The sequence below is a fragment of the Microbulbifer sp. Q7 genome (genome assembly GCF_001639145.1).
Taxonomy (GTDB): Bacteria; Pseudomonadota; Gammaproteobacteria; order Pseudomonadales; family Cellvibrionaceae; genus Microbulbifer.
The window spans coordinates 887,853-906,064 of sequence record NZ_LROY01000001.1; the positions used below are offsets into that span (position 1 = coordinate 887,853).

Consider the following 18,212-nt stretch of genomic DNA (forward strand, 5'->3'; position numbering starts at 1 on the left):
TTATACCGCGCCGAGCGTCAGCGGCGGCTGCTGCAGGGCAAACAGCTGTTCTCTCAGTGCCAGAATATGTTCCGCCCAATAGCGTGGCGAATTGAACCAGGGAAAGGCCCTGGGAAAGGCCGGGTCTTCCCAGCGCCGCGCCAGCCAGGCAGCGTGGTGCATCTGTCGCAGGCAGCGCAGTGGTTCTACCAGTTGTAATTGTGCCGGTTCGAAAGGGTAGAAGGTTTCGTAGCCTTCTACCACGGTATCCAGATAGGCGGTCGCCTCGGCGCGGTCACCGGAAATCAGCATCCAGATATCCTGGATGGCCGGACCCTGCAGGCAGTCGTCCAGGTCCACAAACCAGGGCGTTTCACCGCGCCACAGGAAGTTGCCGCTGTGGCAGTCGCCGTGTAACCGCAGGGTGTTCCAGGGCCGATCAAATATTGGGGCAATCTGCTCGATGATATGCGCGGTGGTGGTGGCATAGGCCTCCACATTCTCCCGCGGTAAAAAGTCACCGTTCAGAATAAATTCGCGGGCGTCGATGGCAAAGTGCTGCAGGCTCAGTGAATTGCGGTATTCGAACGGGCGCGAGGCGCCGATGGCGTGAATGCGCCCGAGCATGGTGCCCACCTGCTCCAGGTGCTCGAAGTTATCCAGTTCAATCTGGTGGCCGCCGCGGCGTGGAAACAGCGCGAAGCGGAAACCGTGGGCCTCGTGCAGGGTCTGGCCATTGAACGTGAGCGGCGCCACAACGGGGATTTCTGCGTCTTCCAGCTCGAGGGCAAACTGGTGCTCCTCGTTGATCTGTTCGTCGCTCCAACGCCCGGGGCGATAGAACTTTGCGATCAGCGGCTGCGCCTCGTCGATACCCACCTGGTAGACGCGGTTTTCGTAGCTGTTGAGGGGAAAAATACGCGCGTCCGAGAGCAGGCCAACGCTCTCCACGCAATCGATGACCCGGTCCGGGGTGAGCGCGTCATAAGGATGTGACGATTCAGTCATGGCGGCGCTCCAGTGAGCCTGGCGAGGCTCAGGTAAATAGGGGGCGCTATGCTAACGCGGTTGGGCGGTAGCACCAACCACCGACGATTGAGGAGGATTTGTGAAATACATCTTTGAAGTCACCATCAAACCCGGCCACACCGCCGAGCAATACGCCGATGCCTGGGTGCGCGCCTCGGAACTGATCCAGCAGGCCCCCGGCGCGCTGGGCACTGAGCTGCACCGCAAGATTGGTGAGTCGGACAAGCTTATCGCTATCGCCCGCTGGGAATCGAAGGCACATCGGGATGCGATGGAAAACAATCACAGCCCGGAGATCGTTAACATCATTCGCAGTGCCGCGCCTTTTGTGGAGATTCGGGTGCTTGGCTGTTACGACGAGCCGGAGTGGGTGGTAATACCGACGAACAGAACGGAGTAATCGGCAACCTGGTTGTACCGGGCAGAAAAAAGGGCGCCCTGAAAACAGGGCGCCCTGATTGCTTGCGAACTATGGCGGGTTCGCGCTGTGTTTTAGCACAACCTAATTGCTGTACCAGTAAGCATCCAAAGTCACGCCACTAGCCCCGCTACGGGTGGCCTTGAGGCCGATATGCCAGGTGCCAGCGGCGGGGTTGGCAATGGTGCAGGACTCATTGTTGCCGCCACCAGTGTCGCGACAGTCATACTGTCCATTGGTGGGATTGGCGCCAAGGCGCAGATACAGGTTGACGTTACCAATGCCGCCAGAGGTGGATACCTCGAGGCTGGTGGCGCCGGCCGGAACAGCAATGGTGTAGTACTCCCACCCACGTGAAGCAACACTGATATTGCTCTCGCTAAAGCCATCGCTGTTCGGCCCGCCGCTGCCATCGCTGACAGTGACCGACTGGGTGCTGCTATCGGTAGCGCCATCGTCGTCGGTCACGGTCAGGGTGACAGAGTAGGTACCGGCAGCACCGTAGCTGTAGCTCGGGTTGGCGTCCGTTGAGCTGCCGCCATCACCGAAGTCCCAGCTGTGGCTGACAACACTGCCATCGCTATCGCTACTGGCATCGGTGAAGGTCACGAACAGGTCGGAAGCGTTAAACGTAAAGCTCGCGTTCGGTGCCTGATTGGTGGGGGTGCCACCGCCACCGACCGCATCGATCGCCGCGCTCGCATCAATAATGCCCGCGCCACATCCGCCAGTGCAGGCGCCGGGCAATGCGCGTGCGGTAGACTTGAGAGCGCTCTCAACCTGAGCCGGGGTAACGCCGCCATTGGCTGCGTACATCAGTGCGGCAACGCCGGATACGTGTGGTGCCGCCATGGACGTGCCCTGGTAGTACACATAGGACTCGGCGCCCGGACCAGTAGTGCCGTCGTTCAGGGTAGAGGCGACACCGTGGGTTCCGTCGTAAGCGACATCACCACCCGGCGCGCTCACATCTACGGTTGTACCGAAGTTGGAGTAGTAGGCGCGGGCGCCGAAGCGCTCGGTAGCCGCGACAGAAATCACGTTGTCACAGCTGGCCGGGCGATAACCGGAAGCGTCGGCGTCGCTGTTGCCCGCACTGACAACAACCGTTGAGCCATTGGCAACCGCCGTATCAATCGCACTTTGATAAGTGGAGTCACAGGCGCCGCTACCGCCAAGGCTCATGTTAATGACTTGTGCCGGATTTGCGTTCACCGGCACACCGGAAACGTTGCCACCGGAAGCCCACACGATACCGTCCGCAATATCGGACAGGTAACCACCACATTTGCCCAATACCCGCACCGGGACTACTTTCGCATCAAAGGCAACGCCGGCAACACCCTTGTTGTTGCCGGTAACGGCCGCCACGGTGCCGGCCACATGGGTACCGTGCCAGCTGCTGCTCTGGTCTTGCGGTGGGTTAAAGAGGCCGCACTCATTGCGTGACACCGCATCGCCGGGGTCAGAGGCATCCGCGTCGCGGCCGTCGCCATCGTTCGACACAAAAGTGTCGTCGATAAAGTCGTAGCCGGGCAGAATATTGGCATCGAGATCCGAGTGGTACACGTATCCGGTATCGAGTACCGCAACGGTCACGCCCGCGCCGGTCTGCTTGTCCCACGCTGCCGGCAGATTGATACCGCCGGTGGCTTCAAAGTAGTGCCACTGGACGTTGTAGTAGGTGTCGTTCGGCGTGTACTGCGGCACCATAAAAGCATCTTCCTCGACGGAAAGAATATTTGGATCGGCTTCCAGTGTGGCCTGCAGCTTCTTTAGTTGGCCCGGTGCCATGCGTTTTTCCAGTCGGAATACCTGGCGATCCGCGAGCGCCATTTTGCGCAAATGCCCCATCTTCACGCCGCCACGATTAGATAAAATGCTTGCCTGCGACTGCCAGTCGCGCGTCTGGTTGTCTTTGTAGCGAACGATCAGGCGCTGCGGGACATTGGAAAAATCTGCATCGACAGAGATCTGCGCAACAGCCTGTGAGTGATTGCCGAGTAGCCCGAGCGTGGTGATTGCCGAAAGCGCGAAAAAAGAGTACCCCTTTAGAATGGATTTCATTCTTATTTTTCTCCCCGTAAAAGGATCTATGTTTGGGTGGTGCGCTGGGTTGCAGCGAACTGCTGTTGGCAGGGCTACTACGCAGCAATAATTTGCGCCGGTACGAGTAGCCGATAAGGCTGCGCGCGATGGAAAGCCGCAAGTTCGACATTGGTTAAACGCCGATGGACCACTGTAAGCGATATCTGGTTCGCGAGTGCTAGACCTTGGTCACGGGAATTGCATGATTTTTACGCCAATTAATGTAATCTCATCGTACTTTGCTGATCACATAGCGGTTCTTGATCCCCGACGCCTTCTCGATTAATTCCGCGGAAAAATAAGGCTTCGCCTGCATCTCGCAGGACTCGATGGCATCGGCGTTGTCGCGGTTGAACTTCTCGGCAAATGTATTGAGCGCCAGCACCAGCCCTTCTTTGCTAATGGCGTCCGGTGGTGATCACATCGTCCATCAACCCGAATCGCCCGCTGGGAATCGAAGGCACATCGGGATGCGATGGAAAACAATCACAGCCCGGAGATTGAAAAGATCATCAAGAGCGCTGCGCCGTTTGTGGAAATTCGCAGCCTGGGGGGATATGAGGAGCCGGAGTGGGTGGTGCGGCCCTCCGTAGCGGAGTGAGTGCTCCGGAGGACCTCACAAGCGAATCAGTCCGCTGCGGTCTGGGGGCCAATGACACCACTGACTGCCACGATTTTGTCGGCCGGGAAACCGCCCAGCTTGGCGTGCTTGGCAATGATTTCCTTATTGGGAGCCTGGTAGACGCAATAGAACTTGTCTTCGGCCACATAGCTTTGCTGCCACACAATTTCCGGGCCGAGAGACTCCAGTATTGCGCGTGACTTTTGCGAGATGGATTTCAGCTCCGCGGGTGTCAGATGCTGGGCACCGGGTATGGTGCGCTCGATAATGTACTGTTGGCCGTCGGCAGCGAATACTGCGGTACTGGTCAGCATCAGAATAAAAGCGATCAGTGAATTACGCATGGTGGGGATCTCCTGGGTAGGCGCATTGGTAGGCGCATTGGTAGGCGCACTGCGTTGTAACGGTTGAACCTTCGGTAAGCCTCGCGTTGCTGTGCAGGCTTGCCATCCATACAACCAGCCGCGCCTGCTGGTCACAATGAATTGGCGCCTGATCTTTACCTGAACTGGCAAATACCGTTAAATCAATAAGTTAGCGGTACACCTGAACTGCGCTTTTGGCGCGGATAGCCAGCAGACTGGGTCCGGAGTGGCGTATGGCGACACTGTGTTTCGGAGAATTTGAGCTCGAGACGGGGCGCAAGCGACTGCTGTGCCGCGGCAGACTGGTTGCTGTTCAGGAGCAGCCCCTGCGCCTGTTGTCATTGTTGCTGGCAAACCCGGGAGAAGTGGTAACCCGCGAGCAGGTCTGCACGCAGTTCTGGCCGGAAGACGCGACCGGCATTCTCGACGACAACCTGAATACCCTGGTGCGCAAATTGCGCCAGGCCCTCAACGACTCCGCCCGCAGCCCGCGCTTTGTCGAAACAGTACCCCGGCAGGGGTATCGGTTTATTGCTCCCGTCACTTGTCAGGGCGACCTCCCACAGCCGAGCACACCAGTCAATCTACAGAAATTCAGCGGACGCCCCTGGCAATGGTTGGCGGCCGGGTGTGTCGCTGTGGTGGCGCTGGGCTTTTTCTTCCCGCAATCGCGCGATTTGCTGAATCTGGGCAGTGCGCAGTCCAGGCAATTTGAATCGGTGGCGGTGCTCCCATTTGTAAACGCCAGTGAGGATAACGCGCGCGATTATTTCAGCGATGGGCTGGCCGACGACATCCTGAATCGCTTGTCGGGGTTTCCCGGCCTGCGCGTTGTTTCCCGAACCTCCTCATTTTCGATTCCACAATCCGGTCTCGACGCCCGTGGCATTGGTGAACTGCTGGCGACGGATGCGCTGGTGGAAGGCAGTGTGCGCAGAGACGGAGAGCAGCTGCGCATCAACGTGCGCCTCGTGGATACCAGCAGTGGCTATCAACTGTGGTCGCGCAGCTATCAACGGGAACTGACGGATATATTTTCGGTGCAGGAAAACATCGCGCTGGAGGTTGCCAGCGCACTGGCCGGAGAGTTGCGAAGTGATTTGGATAACGCCCAGCGCGTTGCTGATATTTTACCGGCGGCTTACGATCACTATCTTCGTGGCCGCTATGCCTGGCACCAGCGCACGGAAAAAGACCTGCACGGGGCGGTGGAAAGCTTTGAGCAGGCCATTGCGCTTGCGCCGGACTACGCGCCCGCGTGGGCCGGGTTAGCGGACGCGCTGGCGGTGCTGGGCTTTTACGATTACCTGCCCCCGGCCGAAGCCTTTACCCGCGCGCGGGGTGCCGCCCGCCGCACCCTGCAACTCGACCCCACCAACGCCTCCGCAGAAGCCAATCTCGGCTATGTGGCACTGTATTACGACTGGGATTTGCAGGAAGCCGAAGCCCGCTTTCGGCAGGCCATCGCCTTCAATCCCGATACCTCCAAACCGCACCAGTGGTACGCCAATCTCCTGGTGGCTGCCGGCCGTTTTGATGAGGCGGAGCGCGCAATGCGCCGGGCGACGGAACTGGATCCGCTTTCCCTGATCGCGAACGCGGCACTGGGGTGGGTGCTCTACCATGCAGGGGCTTATCCAGCGGCGCTCGAGCAACTGGCGCTGGCGCAGGAGCTTAATCCCGATTTCGAGCTGGTCTACCTGTGGCGCGGCTGGACACTGGAGGCGATGGGTGATTTGCCGGGCGCAATTGCTTCACTGCGAGAGAATGTGCGCCGCTCTGGTGGTGGCGCCATCGGAGTAGCATCACTGGCCAGGGCGCTGGCACTGAATGGCAATGAGGGTGAGGCGCGCGCACTGCTGCAAGAGCTGGACGCACAAGGCGCCTATCTGCCCGCCTACGAGATGGCGAAAGCCTATCTCGCGCTGGGTGATCCGGCGGCCGCGCAGCAGTGGTTACAGCGAGCCTTGGTCCAGCGTTCCCATTCCATGGTGTTTTTGAACGTAGACCCGCAGTTGGCCGCGATGCGCGGCAGCGCTGAATTCAGGGAGCTGGCGGCGCGGGTGATGCCGCACCGCTAGGGGTATTTCCGGCGACTTCCCTGGCGCCGTCAGACCGCGACTTTCTCCAGCGCCAGGCTGCCAATGGAATAGCCCGCGCCGAACGAGCAGATCACGCCTTTGCTGCCCACCGGCAGGTCGTCGCTGTTCAGGTTGAACGCAATCACCGAACCGGCACAACCGGTATTCGCATAGCGGTCGAGCACAATCGGGGCCCGCTCCGGGGTGGCGTCGTCACCCATCAGCTTCTTCGCGATCAGCAGGTTCATGTTGATGTTCGCCTGGTGCAGCCACCAGCGGTCAACCGCGTTCGGCTCGAAGCCCAGTTCCTGCACCTGACTTTCCAAATGTGCGGCCGCCATTGGGCACACTTCCTTGAACACCTTGCGACCGTTCTGGCGGAACAGCTTGCCCTCGCCGAACGGATCCACATCCGCGGCGCGGGAGGTATAGCTGACGTTGGAGCGAATATTGTTGGAAAACACGGTTTTCGCCTTGGTGCCGAGAATTTCCCAGGCCGTGTCCGCGTTGCAGGTGTCCTTGCGTTCCACCACCGTGGCCACGGCCACATCGCCAAAAATAAAGTGGCTGTCGCGGTCGGTGAAATCCACCTGCGGTGATGCCAGTTCCGGGTTGATCACCAACACCGCTTTGGCGGAACCGGAGCTGATCGCATCCACCGCCCGCTGCAGGGCAAAAGTGGCGGAGGAGCAGGCCACTTCCATATCAAACGCAAAACCGTCGATACCCAGTTCGCCCTGAATCTCGATGGCGATGGCCGGGTAGGCGCGCTGCAGGTAGGACGCCCCCACGATCACCGCGTCGATGTCTTCCGGCTTCTTGTTGGCTTTTTCCAGCGCCAGCTTGGCCGCTTTCAGGCCCATTTCTGCCTGCAGGCACAGCTCTTCATCGGCGCGCTCCGGCAGGTAGGGGCGCATGCGCTCCGGGTCGAGGATGCCCTCTTTGCTGATCACATAGCGGTTCTTGATCCCCGACGCCTTCTCGATAAATTCCGCGGAAGAATAGGGCTTCGCCTGCTTCTCGCCGGACTCGATGGCATCGGCGTTGTCGCGGTTGAATTTCTCGGCAAATGTATTGAGCGCCAGCACCAGCTCTTCGTTGCTGATGGCGTCCGGTGGCGTCCACAGGCCGGTACCGCTGATCACAATGCCGCGGGGCATTTTGAATTCACTCATCTTCTCTATCCCATCATCCTGTGCTGTTCACCTGTGGGGGCCATGGCCGGTACAGGCGGACTTCTTTTATAACGTTAGCAGCCGGTGGAATTTTGCGCAGCCGCTGAAAGGGGCGACTATTGTGGCGCCTGGGGTCACAGTGGTCTAGGAAGGTGCACGGGAGTACCGCTTGGTCATTGGGGGGATTTGGCTGAGTGCTAAGGGGTTCTGGCCAGGGCGAAGCTGGTGACCTGCGCGGCGCCGGCTTCGAGCAACGATTGGGCGGCGGCCTCCTGCGTGGCACCGGTGGTGATCACATCGTCCACCAACCCGATATGCCGCCCGGCCACCCTCGGCTGGGCCTGGAAACTGTTGGCGAGGTTCCTCCGCCGCTGGGCGCGGTTGAGGGCCTGCTGGCTGTCGGTGGGAGCAACCTTGCGCAGGGCGCGGGCATCCACCGGTATCTGCCAGTGGTTGCCGAGAATATCCGCGATCAGTTGTGCCTGGTTGTATCCGCGCTCGAACAGTTGCTTGCGCCAGTGCATGGGCACCGGCACCAGCAGGTCCGGGCGCTGGTCGCTGTCCAGATACGGCAGGAGTTCGGCGGCGGTGAGCTCCGCCAGGGTGCGGCCAGCGGCAAAGTCGCGTCGGTACTTGAAGCCCTGTACCAACTGCGCCACCGGGTAGGCGTACACCCAGCAGGCGTAGCTGCGGTTTTGCGGTGGTGCCTGTTGCAGGCAACGGGCGCAGGCGCGGTCGTCCGGGCTTGCCAGTGGCAGGGCGCAGTGCTGGCAGGCGTGGCCAAGCGAGGGCAGGTCTTGCCGGCAGGGCGTGCAGATGCCGGCGCAGGGCACCGGGCCGTCGCCGCACAGCAGGCAGCGCGCCAGATGCCGGTCGAGCGTACTGCCCAACAGCTGGCCTAGTGAGCGCATCAGTGCCATCGCAATCCTCCCTGATTGTCGACTTGTAAACCGTGCTCGGTTCTCTTGGTTGACAGCGAGGGGGCCGTGGCTACACTGGCTGCCTTTGATGGAAACCCGGTTATTGAACCGATCCCGACGCTGTGACCATCGTGTCCCGTCGCCCGAGGAGAATAATTCCTGTGACTGCCAACCCGCAAATGTCTTCCGATTCTTCAAGCTACGGCCAGGTGCGCCACGACTGGACCCGCCAGCAGGTGCTGGACCTGTTTGCGCTGCCGTTCAACGATCTGCTGTTTACCGCGCAGATGGTGCACCGCCAGCACTTCGATGCCAACCGGGTGCAGGTGAGCACCCTGTGCTCCATCAAGACCGGCGCCTGCCCGGAAGACTGCAGTTACTGTCCGCAGAGCGCCCGCTACGATACCGGGCTGGAGCGCGAGAAATTGATGAAGGTGGAAGCGGTGCTGGAAGAAGCGCGCGCAGCCAAGGCCAGTGGCGCCACCCGCTTCTGCATGGGGGCCGCGTGGCGCTCGCCGAAGAAAAAAGACATGCCCTATGTCACCCAAATGGTGAAGGAAGTGAAGGCTCTGGGAATGGAGACCTGCATGACCCTGGGCATGCTCTCCGACGATCAGGCCAAGGACCTGGCAGACGCCGGCCTCGACTACTACAACCACAACCTCGACACCTCACCGGAATACTACGGGGATATCATCACCACCCGCACCTATGAGGATCGCCTGAACACCCTGGCGAATGTGCGCGCGGCGGGCATGAAAGTGTGCGCCGGCGGCATTATCGGCCTGGGTGAAGAGGAAAAGGATCGCGCGGGGCTGCTGATGCAGCTGGCGAACCTGCCGGATCATCCGGAGTCGGTGCCGATCAATATGCTGGTGAAGGTGGCGGGCACGCCGTTGGAAAACAACGAGGATCTGGATTCGTTTGAATTCATTCGTTGCATCGCCGTGGCACGCATCATGATGCCGAAGTCCCATGTGCGCCTGTCCGCCGGTCGCGAATCCATGAATGACGAAATGCAGTCGCTGGCGTTCCTCGCGGGTGCCAACTCGATCTTCTACGGTGAAAAACTTCTCACCACCGGTAACCCGGAAGCCAACAAGGATATGCAGCTGTTCGCGCGCCTCGGCATCCAGCCGGAGGAATACCAGCAGTACGAAGACGAAACTGCGGTGGAAGCGGAGCTGCAGTCGCAGATCGCCGAACAGCAGAACGACCAATTCTTTTACGACGCCGCCAAGGCGTAAGCGCAGCGGTTGTTTTGTCCAGCCTGCAGGATTTTCTCAATACGCGCCTGGCGGAACGCCGGGCGCAGCGCTTGTATCGCAGCCACAAACTTCTCGACGCCGCGCCGGGCCCTCTGGCCGAGGTGGACGGCCGTGCGCTGGTTACCTTCAGCAGCAACGACTACCTGGGTCTCGCCACGCACCCGCAAGTGATCGCGGCGCAACAGCGCGGTGCCGAACTCGGTGCCGGTGCCACCGCCTCCCATCTGGTCAATGGCCACTTCGCGATCCATCAACAACTGCAACACAAGATTGCCGCAATGACCGGGCGCGAAGCCGCGCTGTTATTTGGCAGTGGCTATATGGCCAATGTGGGCGTCATCAATGCACTGGTGGGCCGCGGTGATTTTGTGGTGCAGGACAAACTCAATCATGCCTCATTGATCGACGGTGGCCGCCTGTGCGGCGCCCAGTACCTGCGGTTCGCTCACAACGATCTGGACGCACTGGACACCCAGCTCAAACGCGCCCGCGAAAAAAGCCAGGGCAAAATCCTGCTGGCGGTGGATGGCGTTTACAGCATGGACGGGGATACCGCGCCGCTCGCGCAGATGGCGAAGCTCTGCCAGCAATATGACGCATGGTTAATGGTGGATGAGGCCCACGGTTTCGGGGTGATGGGCAGCGTGGACTATCCTTCTGCCGGCAGTGCCGCAGCGGCGGGACTGGATCAGCACTCGGCGCCGGTTGTGATGGGCACACTGGGTAAAGCGGCCGGCAATGGCGGCGCCTTTGTGGCCGGGTCACAGGCACTGATCGACTACCTCACCCAGTTTGCGCGCACGTACATTTACACCACCGGTATGCCCCCTGCGGTGGCTGCCGGTTGCCTGCGCGCACTGGAATTGATGCAGGTGGGACCGCTGCGCCAGACCCTGCAGGACCGCATCGATTATTTCCGCCAGCGCGCAGCCGCGCGGGCTTTGCCCCTGGAAAATTCCACCAGCGCGATACAGCCGCTGGTACTGGGCGGTGAAAGCACGGTGTTGCGTGTGGCGGAGCAGTTACAGCACGCCGGTTATCTGGTGGGTGCGATTCGTCCCCCCACGGTGCCCGCCGGCACCGCGCGCCTGCGGATTACCCTGTCTGCCGCACATTCGGAAGCACACATTGATGGCCTGATAGACGCCCTCGTCAATGCGCTTAAGTCGTGCGAGGTAGCCCTGTGAACCTCGCACTGATTCACGGCTGGGGCAGTGATGTTCGTTGCTGGCAGCCGTTGCTGCAGGCACTTGAAGTCGTTGGTGGGCAGGTGGTCAATATCGAGCTGCCGGGCTTCGGGGCGCGCGCCGCAGAGCCCTGGCCGGAGACCGGCGACTTGCTGGCGCAACTGGACGCGCAGCTACCGGAAGACTGCCTGCTGTTGGGCTGGTCCCTGGGTGGCATGCTGGCCGCGCGGTTGGCCGCCACCAGCGGCAAAGTCCGCGCACTGGTGAGCATCGCCGCGAACGGCAGCTTCGTTGTCCGCGATGACTGGCCGGGAATGGACGAGGACGTGTTTGCGGAATTTTGTCGTGCCCAGCGCGAGATGCCGGAAAAAAACCTGTCGCGTTTCGCGGGGCTACAGGCGCGCGGCGACGGGCAAATGCGCGCCCTGCTGAAAACTCTCAAGCGCTGGCAGCCGGTGTCGATTCCGCAGAGCTGGTACACAGCCCTGGCTTGCCTGGGTGAGCTGGATAATCGCGCCCTGCTGCAACAACTTCCGGTTCCGGCGCTGCACATACTGGGTTGTAAGGACGCACTGGTGCCCGCTGCTGCCGCGAAAAAAATGCACGCCCCCGGCGCGCAGGTAACGGTCATTGCCGAATCCGGCCACTGCCCGCACCTGAGCCAGCCTGAGGCGGTTGCGAGGCTGATCCGGTCGTTTGTGTCATCGCTGGATGCAGCAACCGCGCCGCTGGAAAAATCCTCCGTGGCGCGCGCCTTCGGTCGCGCCGCGCAGAGCTATGACGCCGCGGCACATTTGCAGCGCGCGGTCTGCCGTGGCCTGTTGGGCCGCGCCGCAGAAAACTCGTCGCCGAAACGGATTCTCGATCTCGGCAGTGGTACCGGCTACGGTAGTGAACTGCTGCGCAAGCGTTTTCCCGAGGCGGAAATCATCGCCCTGGATATTGCGCCGCAGATGCTGGGTTATGCCCGTGAACAGCGCCCGGTGGCGGACGCTTATGTGGCCGCGGATGCGGAGCACCTTCCGCTGGCGGATGGCTGTATTGACCTGGTGTTTTCCAGTTTTGCCCTGCAGTGGTGCTACCAGTTACCGCAGTTGTTTGCAGAAATTCGCCGGGTGCTGGCACCGGCGGGTGACGCGCTGATTTCCACCCTGTTGCCGGGCACCCTGCAAGAGCTGGAAACCAGCTGGAAGGTTGTGGACGACGCCGTGCACGTCAACCGCTTCCTGCCGGAAAGTGACTGGCGTAGCGCCTGTGCCGATAATCAGCTGGGAATCCGCGCCGCGGTCGAGCAGCGCGTATTGCATTTCAATGATGTGCGCACGCTGATGCGCGAACTGAAGAGTATTGGCGCGCACAACGTGAATCACGGTGCGGGTAAGGGGCTGCTGAGCCGGGCAAAGTTGCGCAAACTGACCGAGGCTTACGAGCGGCAGCGCAGCGGTGCCGGGCTGCCGGCGACCTACCAGGTGCTGTACCTCGAACTCGCACCACGTCGCGGGGTATCTGAACTGGATGCTGCGGCATCCGGCTGACAGAATTATTTTCCGGGCAGAAAAGCGACCACGCGCGTCGGCCCGCCACTGCCTCCGCGAATCTTCATTGGCAGGGCAATCAGAGTAAACCCTTTGTCTGGCAGGGCGGACAGATTCGCCACATTTTCCAGGGCAGGGATATTCCGCTTGAACAGTTCCCGGTGGGTTCTGAACAGGCGTGAGGCGCCGTAGTCGATGCTCGGTGTATCCAGCCCTACTGCTTTCACCCCGCGTTTCTCGGCGAGAAAAATCGCTGCCTCCGGAGACAGGCCGGGAAAGTTCAGCTTTGCCACCGCCGCTTCCCCGCGCTCCGCGGTCCCCATATAGGTTTCCGCATCCGGCCAGTACTGCGCGTTGCCGGTATCGAACAACACAATCGTGCCCCTTTCGATCTTGCCGTGGCGTTGCTCCCAGCGTTCGATGTCGGCGATGGAGATGCGGTAGTTTCGGTCGGCGGTCTCTTGCGTGCCGACCCGGTCTGCCACACGTATCACGATGCCCGGGCCGATCAGTTGCTCCAGCGGAATCTTGTCCACGCTGGTGTGGCCGCGCGCAAAATGTACCGGCGCATCCACGTGGGTGCCGCCGTGCTCTGCGGTTTCGAGATTGTAGGCGGAGTAGTAGTAGCCCTTGTCAGTTTCGCCGGCGAACACGGTGCTCTTGGCAAACTTGTCGGCTGTGGGCCAGAAAAGGGTGTCAGCGGAAAAATCGTGAGAGAGGTCGACCCAGCGACCTTGAGGGAAATCTGCAGCGGAAAGTAATCCCGGTATGGAGAAGAGCAGTGCGCAGATATAGACGGTCGGTGAGAACATCCTTGTTCTATGACACATTGTGTTTCCTAGATTCTGAATGAGTTTCGGTCAGACCTGAACCACCACATACACCTCGCGGCCATCGCGCTGGGTGGGCATGAAGTAGTGACCGCCGTAACGATAGTACTGGATGCCATTGATCACCTCGGCGGAATAGCCCACCGGCAACTCATCCACCACCTGCCCGGGGGAATAGGCGGGCTGGGTAGAGCCTGCCACCGGCGCACTGGCCACGACCGTTGCCGGCGGTGGAACCACCACGTAGCGGTTCATTTGCGGGCGCCACTGATAGTAGGCCGTGCCGTACTGATAATAGGTCAGCCCGCCGATCTGCACGCGCACGGCGCTGCCGGGCAGGGTCAGTACCGCGGCGCCCAGTGGCGCATCAACCACCACATAGCCGGTCGGCGCCGGGCGGTAGTAGTAGCCACCGTGGTAGTAATAGGGCACCCCGGCCACGGCCATATTTACATAGCCCGCCGGCAGGATCGGTACGGTAAAACCAATGCCGAAGCGCGGCCCACGATAGCGGGGCCCCCAGTAGCCGTGACCGTGTCCCCAGCCATGGCGGTATCCGTGTCGATACCCGTGGCGATAACGGGGCGGTTTGGCCGGCAGGTGTCCGTGGTGATGCCCCCGGTGGCCTGGATGCGCATCTGCTGGCGCGGCGAAGGCGAATGAGAGGAGCGCGGCGAGTCCTGTGCCGAACAAGAGGATTTTTACCGAGTGCTTCATGGATCTCCCCGCGAGCGAGTACTTACTAATTGTGCAAATAATAACCGCATTCGTGGGGTCATGCTAGCGGCGCCTGACCGCTTAACGTTAAGAATTGTCAGCTCACCGCAGGGGTTATCCACAGCCGTGTCTGCTGTGGATAACCGGGCCCCGCTCGGGTCTAGCGCTGGTTGCGCTGCACTATCCCCATCAGCTTGTACAGCAGCTGCGCTGCACCGAACTCGTAGGCGTGGAATCCGGGGATTGGCGCGAATTCGAGCAGGTCGAAACCGATGATCTCCCGCTGTTTGGCCACGGATTCAAACAGGTTCAGAGTCTGGTACCAGCCCAGACCACCGGGTACCGGAGTGCCGGTCGACGGGAAGACTGATGGGTCCATGCCGTCGATATCCAGGGTGAAGAAGACCTTGCTGGGAAAGTCCTCCGGTAGCTCAATGGACTGGATTTGGGTGGGCACCAGCTGGTGCGCGTCCAGGTAGCGCACGTTGTACTGCTTGCGCGCTTCCATCTCTTCTTCGCAGTAGGCGCGAATGCCGAGCTGGTAAAGCGGAATGCCCGCTTCGCAGACCAGGCGCATGACACTGGCGTGACTGTGCTTGTGGCCCTCGTAGCGGTCGCGCAGGTCGGCGTGGGCGTCGATCTGTACCACCCCGAAGTCGTTGATGCCCGCATCCAGGTAGCCCTTGATTATGCCCCAGGTGACGGAGTGTTCACCGCCGATGCCCACGGGCATTTTGCCCTGTTTGAGGATGTCGGCGGTGGCGCTGGCGATATGGTCCATCACCTGTTCCGCGGGGCCGCTCACGTCCACGGCGTCGCGGGTATAAATGCCGAGCTCACAGGGTGTGGAGAAGTTGTCGAAGGTTTCCAGCTGGTGGGATGCTTCGATAATCGCCGCCGGCCCCTTGCCGGTACCACCGCCGTAGGAGACGGTTTCTTCGTAGGGAATCGGCAAGATATGAAACAGGGCGTCTTCGGGCTTGGGTTGCTCGATTTCGGAGCCCAGGAAAATATTGGGGTCTTCTTGGTGCATGGGTTCTGGCCTGGTGGTTCTAGGTTTCGTGGTTCTTTAGAACCTTGAATGGCGGCCAAGCACCGGGTATCTGTTTCCAAAACCGCTGTGAATACGTCCCTGTACGCTGCGTCGGCGCCGTCCATGGCGCCGACGCTTTTGAAAACAGATCCCCGGCGCTCGGCCTTCGATTTGTAGTTTGGCACTTCGCAGTTATCGCTGGATTGCCTTACGGAGTACGCTGTCAGAATCTAAGGAGAAGTGCCGGGTTCAGGTTTTCGGGAGCGTCGCAAACAGGATGTTTGCGCCGCAGCGCCCAGGGATGGGTTCACAGCGGTCGCGAAAACCTGAACCCGGTGCTTCTCCGCCACCGCCCCTGCTTCAAAGGGACTTGCGGTGACCTTTGGGCATCAGGACAGCCGACTCTTGAAGTCCTCATATCCAAATTCCTTAATCATGCGCAACTCATCGGTATCCGAATTCCACAGCGCAATCGAGGGAAGTGGAATCCCGTTGAAGGTGTTGGTTTTGACCATGGTGTAGTAGGCCATTTCCTCAAACACAATCCGGTCACCGATATGCAGTGGTTCGGCGAAACTGTATTCGCCAATTCGGTCGCCAGCGAGGCAACTCTGCCCACCCAATTGGTAGCTGTGCGGCAGTTCTTCCGGTAGCGAGGCGCCGGTAATTTCCGGGCGGTACGGCATCTCGATCACATCCGGCATATGGCAGGTGGCAGAGACGTCGAGAATCGCCTGGTTCTTGCCATTCCAGGTCAGGTCGATGACTTCGCCCACCAGCACGCCGCAAAACAGCGCAACCGCCTCGCCGGGTTCCAGATACACCTGCACATCGTGCTTCTCTGAAAATGCCTTTACCGCGCTGATCAGCTCTTCCACCTGGTAGTCGCAGCGGGTGATATGGTGGCCACCGCCGAAGTTGATCCACTGCATCTGCGCAATCAGGTCGCCGAATTTCTCTTCCACCGCCTGAATCGTGCGCTCCAGCGGCTTGAAGTCCTGTTCGCACAGAGTGTGAAAGTGCAGGCCGCTGATGCCGGTCAGGTCTTCGCCTTCAAACAGCGAGCGCACAATGCCCAGACGCGAACAGGGCGCGCAGGGATCGTAGATAGGTGTGTGACCTTCCGAGTGTTCCGGATTGATGCGCAAGCCGAACTGCAATTCCGGGCGCCTTTGCTGTGCCTCAAGGCACAGGGATTTAAAGCGTTTCCATTGCGAGAACGAATTGAAAATCACATGGTGGGCGAAGCCGAGAATTTCCTTCAGTTCCTGCTCTTTGTAGCCGGCGCTGAATACGTGCACCTCTTTGCCCAGGTCCCTGCCGCCGTACTCCTCGAAACCCAGTTTCGCCTCGTTGATACCACTGGCACAGGTGCCGGTTAGGTATTCGGCGACGATATGTCCCACGCTGAACATGGAAAAGGCCTTCAGTGCAGCCAGTACCTTGGCACCACTGCGTGCTTGCACGTCTGCCAGCACTTCGAGATTGTCGCGCAACGCGATCTCATCCACGACAAAACAGGGCGTGGGAACGCGGCTCGGGTCGAATTCGCCGAAGTAGTCTTTGCGGGGCGTCAGGTCCATAGAGTGTCAGTCACTTCTTGCTCTTGCAAAAATCCCGGATCTGGCGGTCCGGGATTGATGGGTTTAAACGAACGGCTTGTCCAGCCAGGTCTCCTGCCAGGGCAGGCCGTATTTGTTGAGGTCATCCATAAACGGATCCGGATCCAGCTGCTCCATGTTCCACACGCCGGGCTTCATCCATTTGCCTTCCATCATCATCTTGGCACCGATCATCGCCGGCACACCCGTGGTGTAGGAAATGGCCTGGGACTGAACCTCTTTATAGGCCTCCTGGTGGTCGCAGATGTTGTAGACGTAATAGATTTTCTCTTCGCCGCCTTTCACACCCTTGATGATGTTGCCGATGCAGGTCTTGCCTTTGGTTAGCGGGCCAAGGCTCGCGGGGTCTGGCAACAGCGCTTTCAGGAACTGGATAGGCACAATCTGCTGGCCCTGGAACTCGACCGGCTCAATGCTGGTCATGCCCACATTCTGCAACACTTCCAGGTGCTTCAGATAGCTGGCACCGAAGGTCATCCAAAAGCGCGCGCGCTCGATCTCCGGGAAGTGCTTGGACAGGGATTCCAGTTCCTCATGGTACAGGAGGTACAGGTCTTTTTCGCCGATACCTTCCGGGAATTCAAATACCCGTTTCTCTTCCATGGGCTTGGTGGTAACCCATTTGCCATCTTCCCAGTAACGTCCATTCGCGGTGATTTCGCGGATGTTGATTTCCGGATTGAAGTTGGTGGCAAACGGCAGACCGTGGTCGCCCGCGTTACAGTCGAGAATATCCAGCGTTTTGATGCGGTCAAAGTGGTGTTTTTTCGCGTAGGCGGTAAAAACACTGGTTACGCCGGGGTCAAAACCGCTACCCAGCAACGCCATCAGGCCGGCTTTCTCAAACTTGTCCTGGTAGGCCCACTGCCAGCTGTACTCGAACTTGGCCTCTTCCGGCGGTTCGTAGTTGGCGGTGTCCAGGTAATGCACACCGGTCTCCAGGCAGGCATCCATGATGTGCAGGTCCTGGTAGGGCAGGGCCACGTTGATGACCATGTCCGGCTTGACCTTCTCGATCAGCGCGACCATTTCCTTGACGTTATCGGCATCCACTTCCGCGGTATCGATTTTACGCGGCAGCATATCGGCGATTTTGTCGCATTTGGATTTGGTGCGGCTGGCGAGAGTGATGTTCTCAAACACTTCCTCTACCTGCGCACACTTGTGTGCAACCACCTGACCGACGCCGCCGGCGCCGACAATCAGAACGTTGGCCATTTTTTTCTCCGTGTTTCGGGTGGCTATGGGTTTTGGGGTACCCTCGAAATCGCTGTATGGCAATCCTGCTGGCGATATGCCTTTGCTGGACACGCCGTGAACCCATCCATGGGGGCTCTGCAAAA

The 18,212-nt window shown here is 60.0% G+C and carries 17 protein-coding genes; 6 read left to right on the top strand and 11 right to left on the bottom strand.

Annotated features, from left to right (window positions below; translation table 11 throughout):
* Positions 1–987 (bottom strand): serine/threonine protein kinase, encoded by a 987-nt coding sequence (locus AU182_RS03545; protein ID WP_066960705.1) that lies wholly within the window; start codon positions 985–987, stop codon positions 1–3.
* A 100-nt stretch (positions 988–1,087) separates the two neighbouring features.
* Between AU182_RS03545 and AU182_RS03550 the strand changes: the two genes are divergently transcribed.
* The gene (locus AU182_RS03550) at positions 1,088–1,408 is read left to right on the top strand and encodes an antibiotic biosynthesis monooxygenase (RefSeq protein WP_066960707.1); all 321 of its coding nucleotides are present in this window, start codon (positions 1,088–1,090) and stop codon (positions 1,406–1,408) included.
* 102 nt (positions 1,409–1,510) lie between these two features.
* On the opposite strand, the gene AU182_RS03555 is transcribed toward AU182_RS03550, so the two are convergent.
* Complete coding sequence (locus AU182_RS03555; RefSeq protein ID WP_066960710.1) at positions 1,511–3,493, bottom strand: S8 family serine peptidase; 1,983 nt, start codon at positions 3,491–3,493, stop codon at positions 1,511–1,513.
* Between the two features lie 250 nt (positions 3,494–3,743).
* Positions 3,744–3,899: a hypothetical protein gene (locus tag AU182_RS16620; RefSeq protein ID WP_193754283.1), complete on the bottom strand. Its 156-nt coding sequence runs from the start codon at positions 3,897–3,899 to the stop codon at positions 3,744–3,746.
* A gap of 90 nt (positions 3,900–3,989) precedes the next feature.
* Here AU182_RS16620 and AU182_RS16845 point away from each other — a divergent pair, with 90 nt between their 5' ends.
* Positions 3,990–4,115, top strand: coding sequence for a hypothetical protein (locus AU182_RS16845; RefSeq protein ID WP_255359334.1), 126 nt, complete (start codon positions 3,990–3,992; stop codon positions 4,113–4,115).
* Positions 4,116–4,141: 26 nt separating this feature from the next.
* Here AU182_RS16845 and AU182_RS03560 read toward each other — a convergent pair whose 3' ends face one another.
* Positions 4,142–4,480 (bottom strand): DUF4242 domain-containing protein, encoded by a 339-nt coding sequence (locus AU182_RS03560; protein WP_082859186.1) that lies wholly within the window; start codon positions 4,478–4,480, stop codon positions 4,142–4,144.
* A 254-nt stretch (positions 4,481–4,734) separates the two neighbouring features.
* Between AU182_RS03560 and AU182_RS03565 the strand changes: the two genes are divergently transcribed.
* Positions 4,735–6,582, top strand: coding sequence for a tetratricopeptide repeat protein (locus AU182_RS03565; protein WP_066960713.1), 1,848 nt, complete (start codon positions 4,735–4,737; stop codon positions 6,580–6,582).
* 29 nt (positions 6,583–6,611) lie between these two features.
* Here AU182_RS03565 and AU182_RS03570 read toward each other — a convergent pair whose 3' ends face one another.
* Positions 6,612–7,757 (bottom strand): beta-ketoacyl-ACP synthase III, encoded by a 1,146-nt coding sequence (locus AU182_RS03570; protein ID WP_227718106.1) that lies wholly within the window; start codon positions 7,755–7,757, stop codon positions 6,612–6,614.
* 197 nt (positions 7,758–7,954) lie between these two features.
* The gene (locus tag AU182_RS03575) at positions 7,955–8,677 is read right to left on the bottom strand and encodes a ComF family protein (protein WP_066960716.1); all 723 of its coding nucleotides are present in this window, start codon (positions 8,675–8,677) and stop codon (positions 7,955–7,957) included.
* A gap of 179 nt (positions 8,678–8,856) precedes the next feature.
* Between AU182_RS03575 and bioB the strand changes: the two genes are divergently transcribed.
* The 3 genes from bioB to bioC are packed head-to-tail and all read left to right on the top strand — an operon-like array spanning position 8,857 to position 12,667.
* Positions 8,857–9,924: a biotin synthase BioB gene (gene bioB, locus AU182_RS03580; RefSeq protein WP_066960719.1), complete on the top strand. Its 1,068-nt coding sequence runs from the start codon at positions 8,857–8,859 to the stop codon at positions 9,922–9,924.
* Between the two features lie 14 nt (positions 9,925–9,938).
* A complete protein-coding gene (gene bioF / locus AU182_RS03585; RefSeq protein ID WP_066960722.1) occupies positions 9,939–11,132 on the top strand; it encodes an 8-amino-7-oxononanoate synthase in 1,194 nt (397 codons plus the stop codon).
* Positions 11,129–12,667 carry a malonyl-ACP O-methyltransferase BioC gene (bioC, locus tag AU182_RS03590; RefSeq protein WP_082859187.1) on the top strand — a complete coding sequence of 513 codons (1,539 nt, stop codon included), beginning with the start codon at positions 11,129–11,131 and terminating at the stop codon, positions 12,665–12,667. The genes bioF and bioC overlap by 4 nt, the downstream gene beginning before the upstream one ends.
* A 5-nt stretch (positions 12,668–12,672) precedes the next feature.
* Here bioC and AU182_RS03595 read toward each other — a convergent pair whose 3' ends face one another.
* The 5 genes from AU182_RS03595 to AU182_RS03615 all read right to left on the bottom strand — a co-directional run bounded on the left by AU182_RS03595 (position 12,673) and on the right by AU182_RS03615 (position 18,087).
* A complete protein-coding gene (locus AU182_RS03595; RefSeq protein WP_082859188.1) occupies positions 12,673–13,479 on the bottom strand; it encodes a cyclase family protein in 807 nt (268 codons plus the stop codon).
* 48 nt (positions 13,480–13,527) lie between these two features.
* A complete protein-coding gene (locus tag AU182_RS03600; protein WP_066960729.1) occupies positions 13,528–14,214 on the bottom strand; it encodes a DUF6515 family protein in 687 nt (228 codons plus the stop codon).
* A gap of 160 nt (positions 14,215–14,374) precedes the next feature.
* Positions 14,375–15,247, bottom strand: a complete 873-nt coding sequence (gene speB, locus AU182_RS03605; RefSeq protein WP_066960732.1) for an agmatinase — start codon at positions 15,245–15,247, stop codon at positions 14,375–14,377.
* 389 nt (positions 15,248–15,636) lie between these two features.
* On the bottom strand, positions 15,637–16,830 hold the full coding sequence (gene nspC / locus AU182_RS03610) for a carboxynorspermidine decarboxylase (RefSeq protein ID WP_066960734.1): 1,194 nt from the start codon (positions 16,828–16,830) through the stop codon (positions 15,637–15,639).
* A 63-nt stretch (positions 16,831–16,893) separates the two neighbouring features.
* Entirely contained in the window at positions 16,894–18,087 is a 1,194-nt protein-coding gene (locus tag AU182_RS03615) for a saccharopine dehydrogenase family protein (RefSeq protein WP_066960737.1), read from the bottom strand.
* Positions 18,088–18,212: the final 125 nt, after the last annotated feature.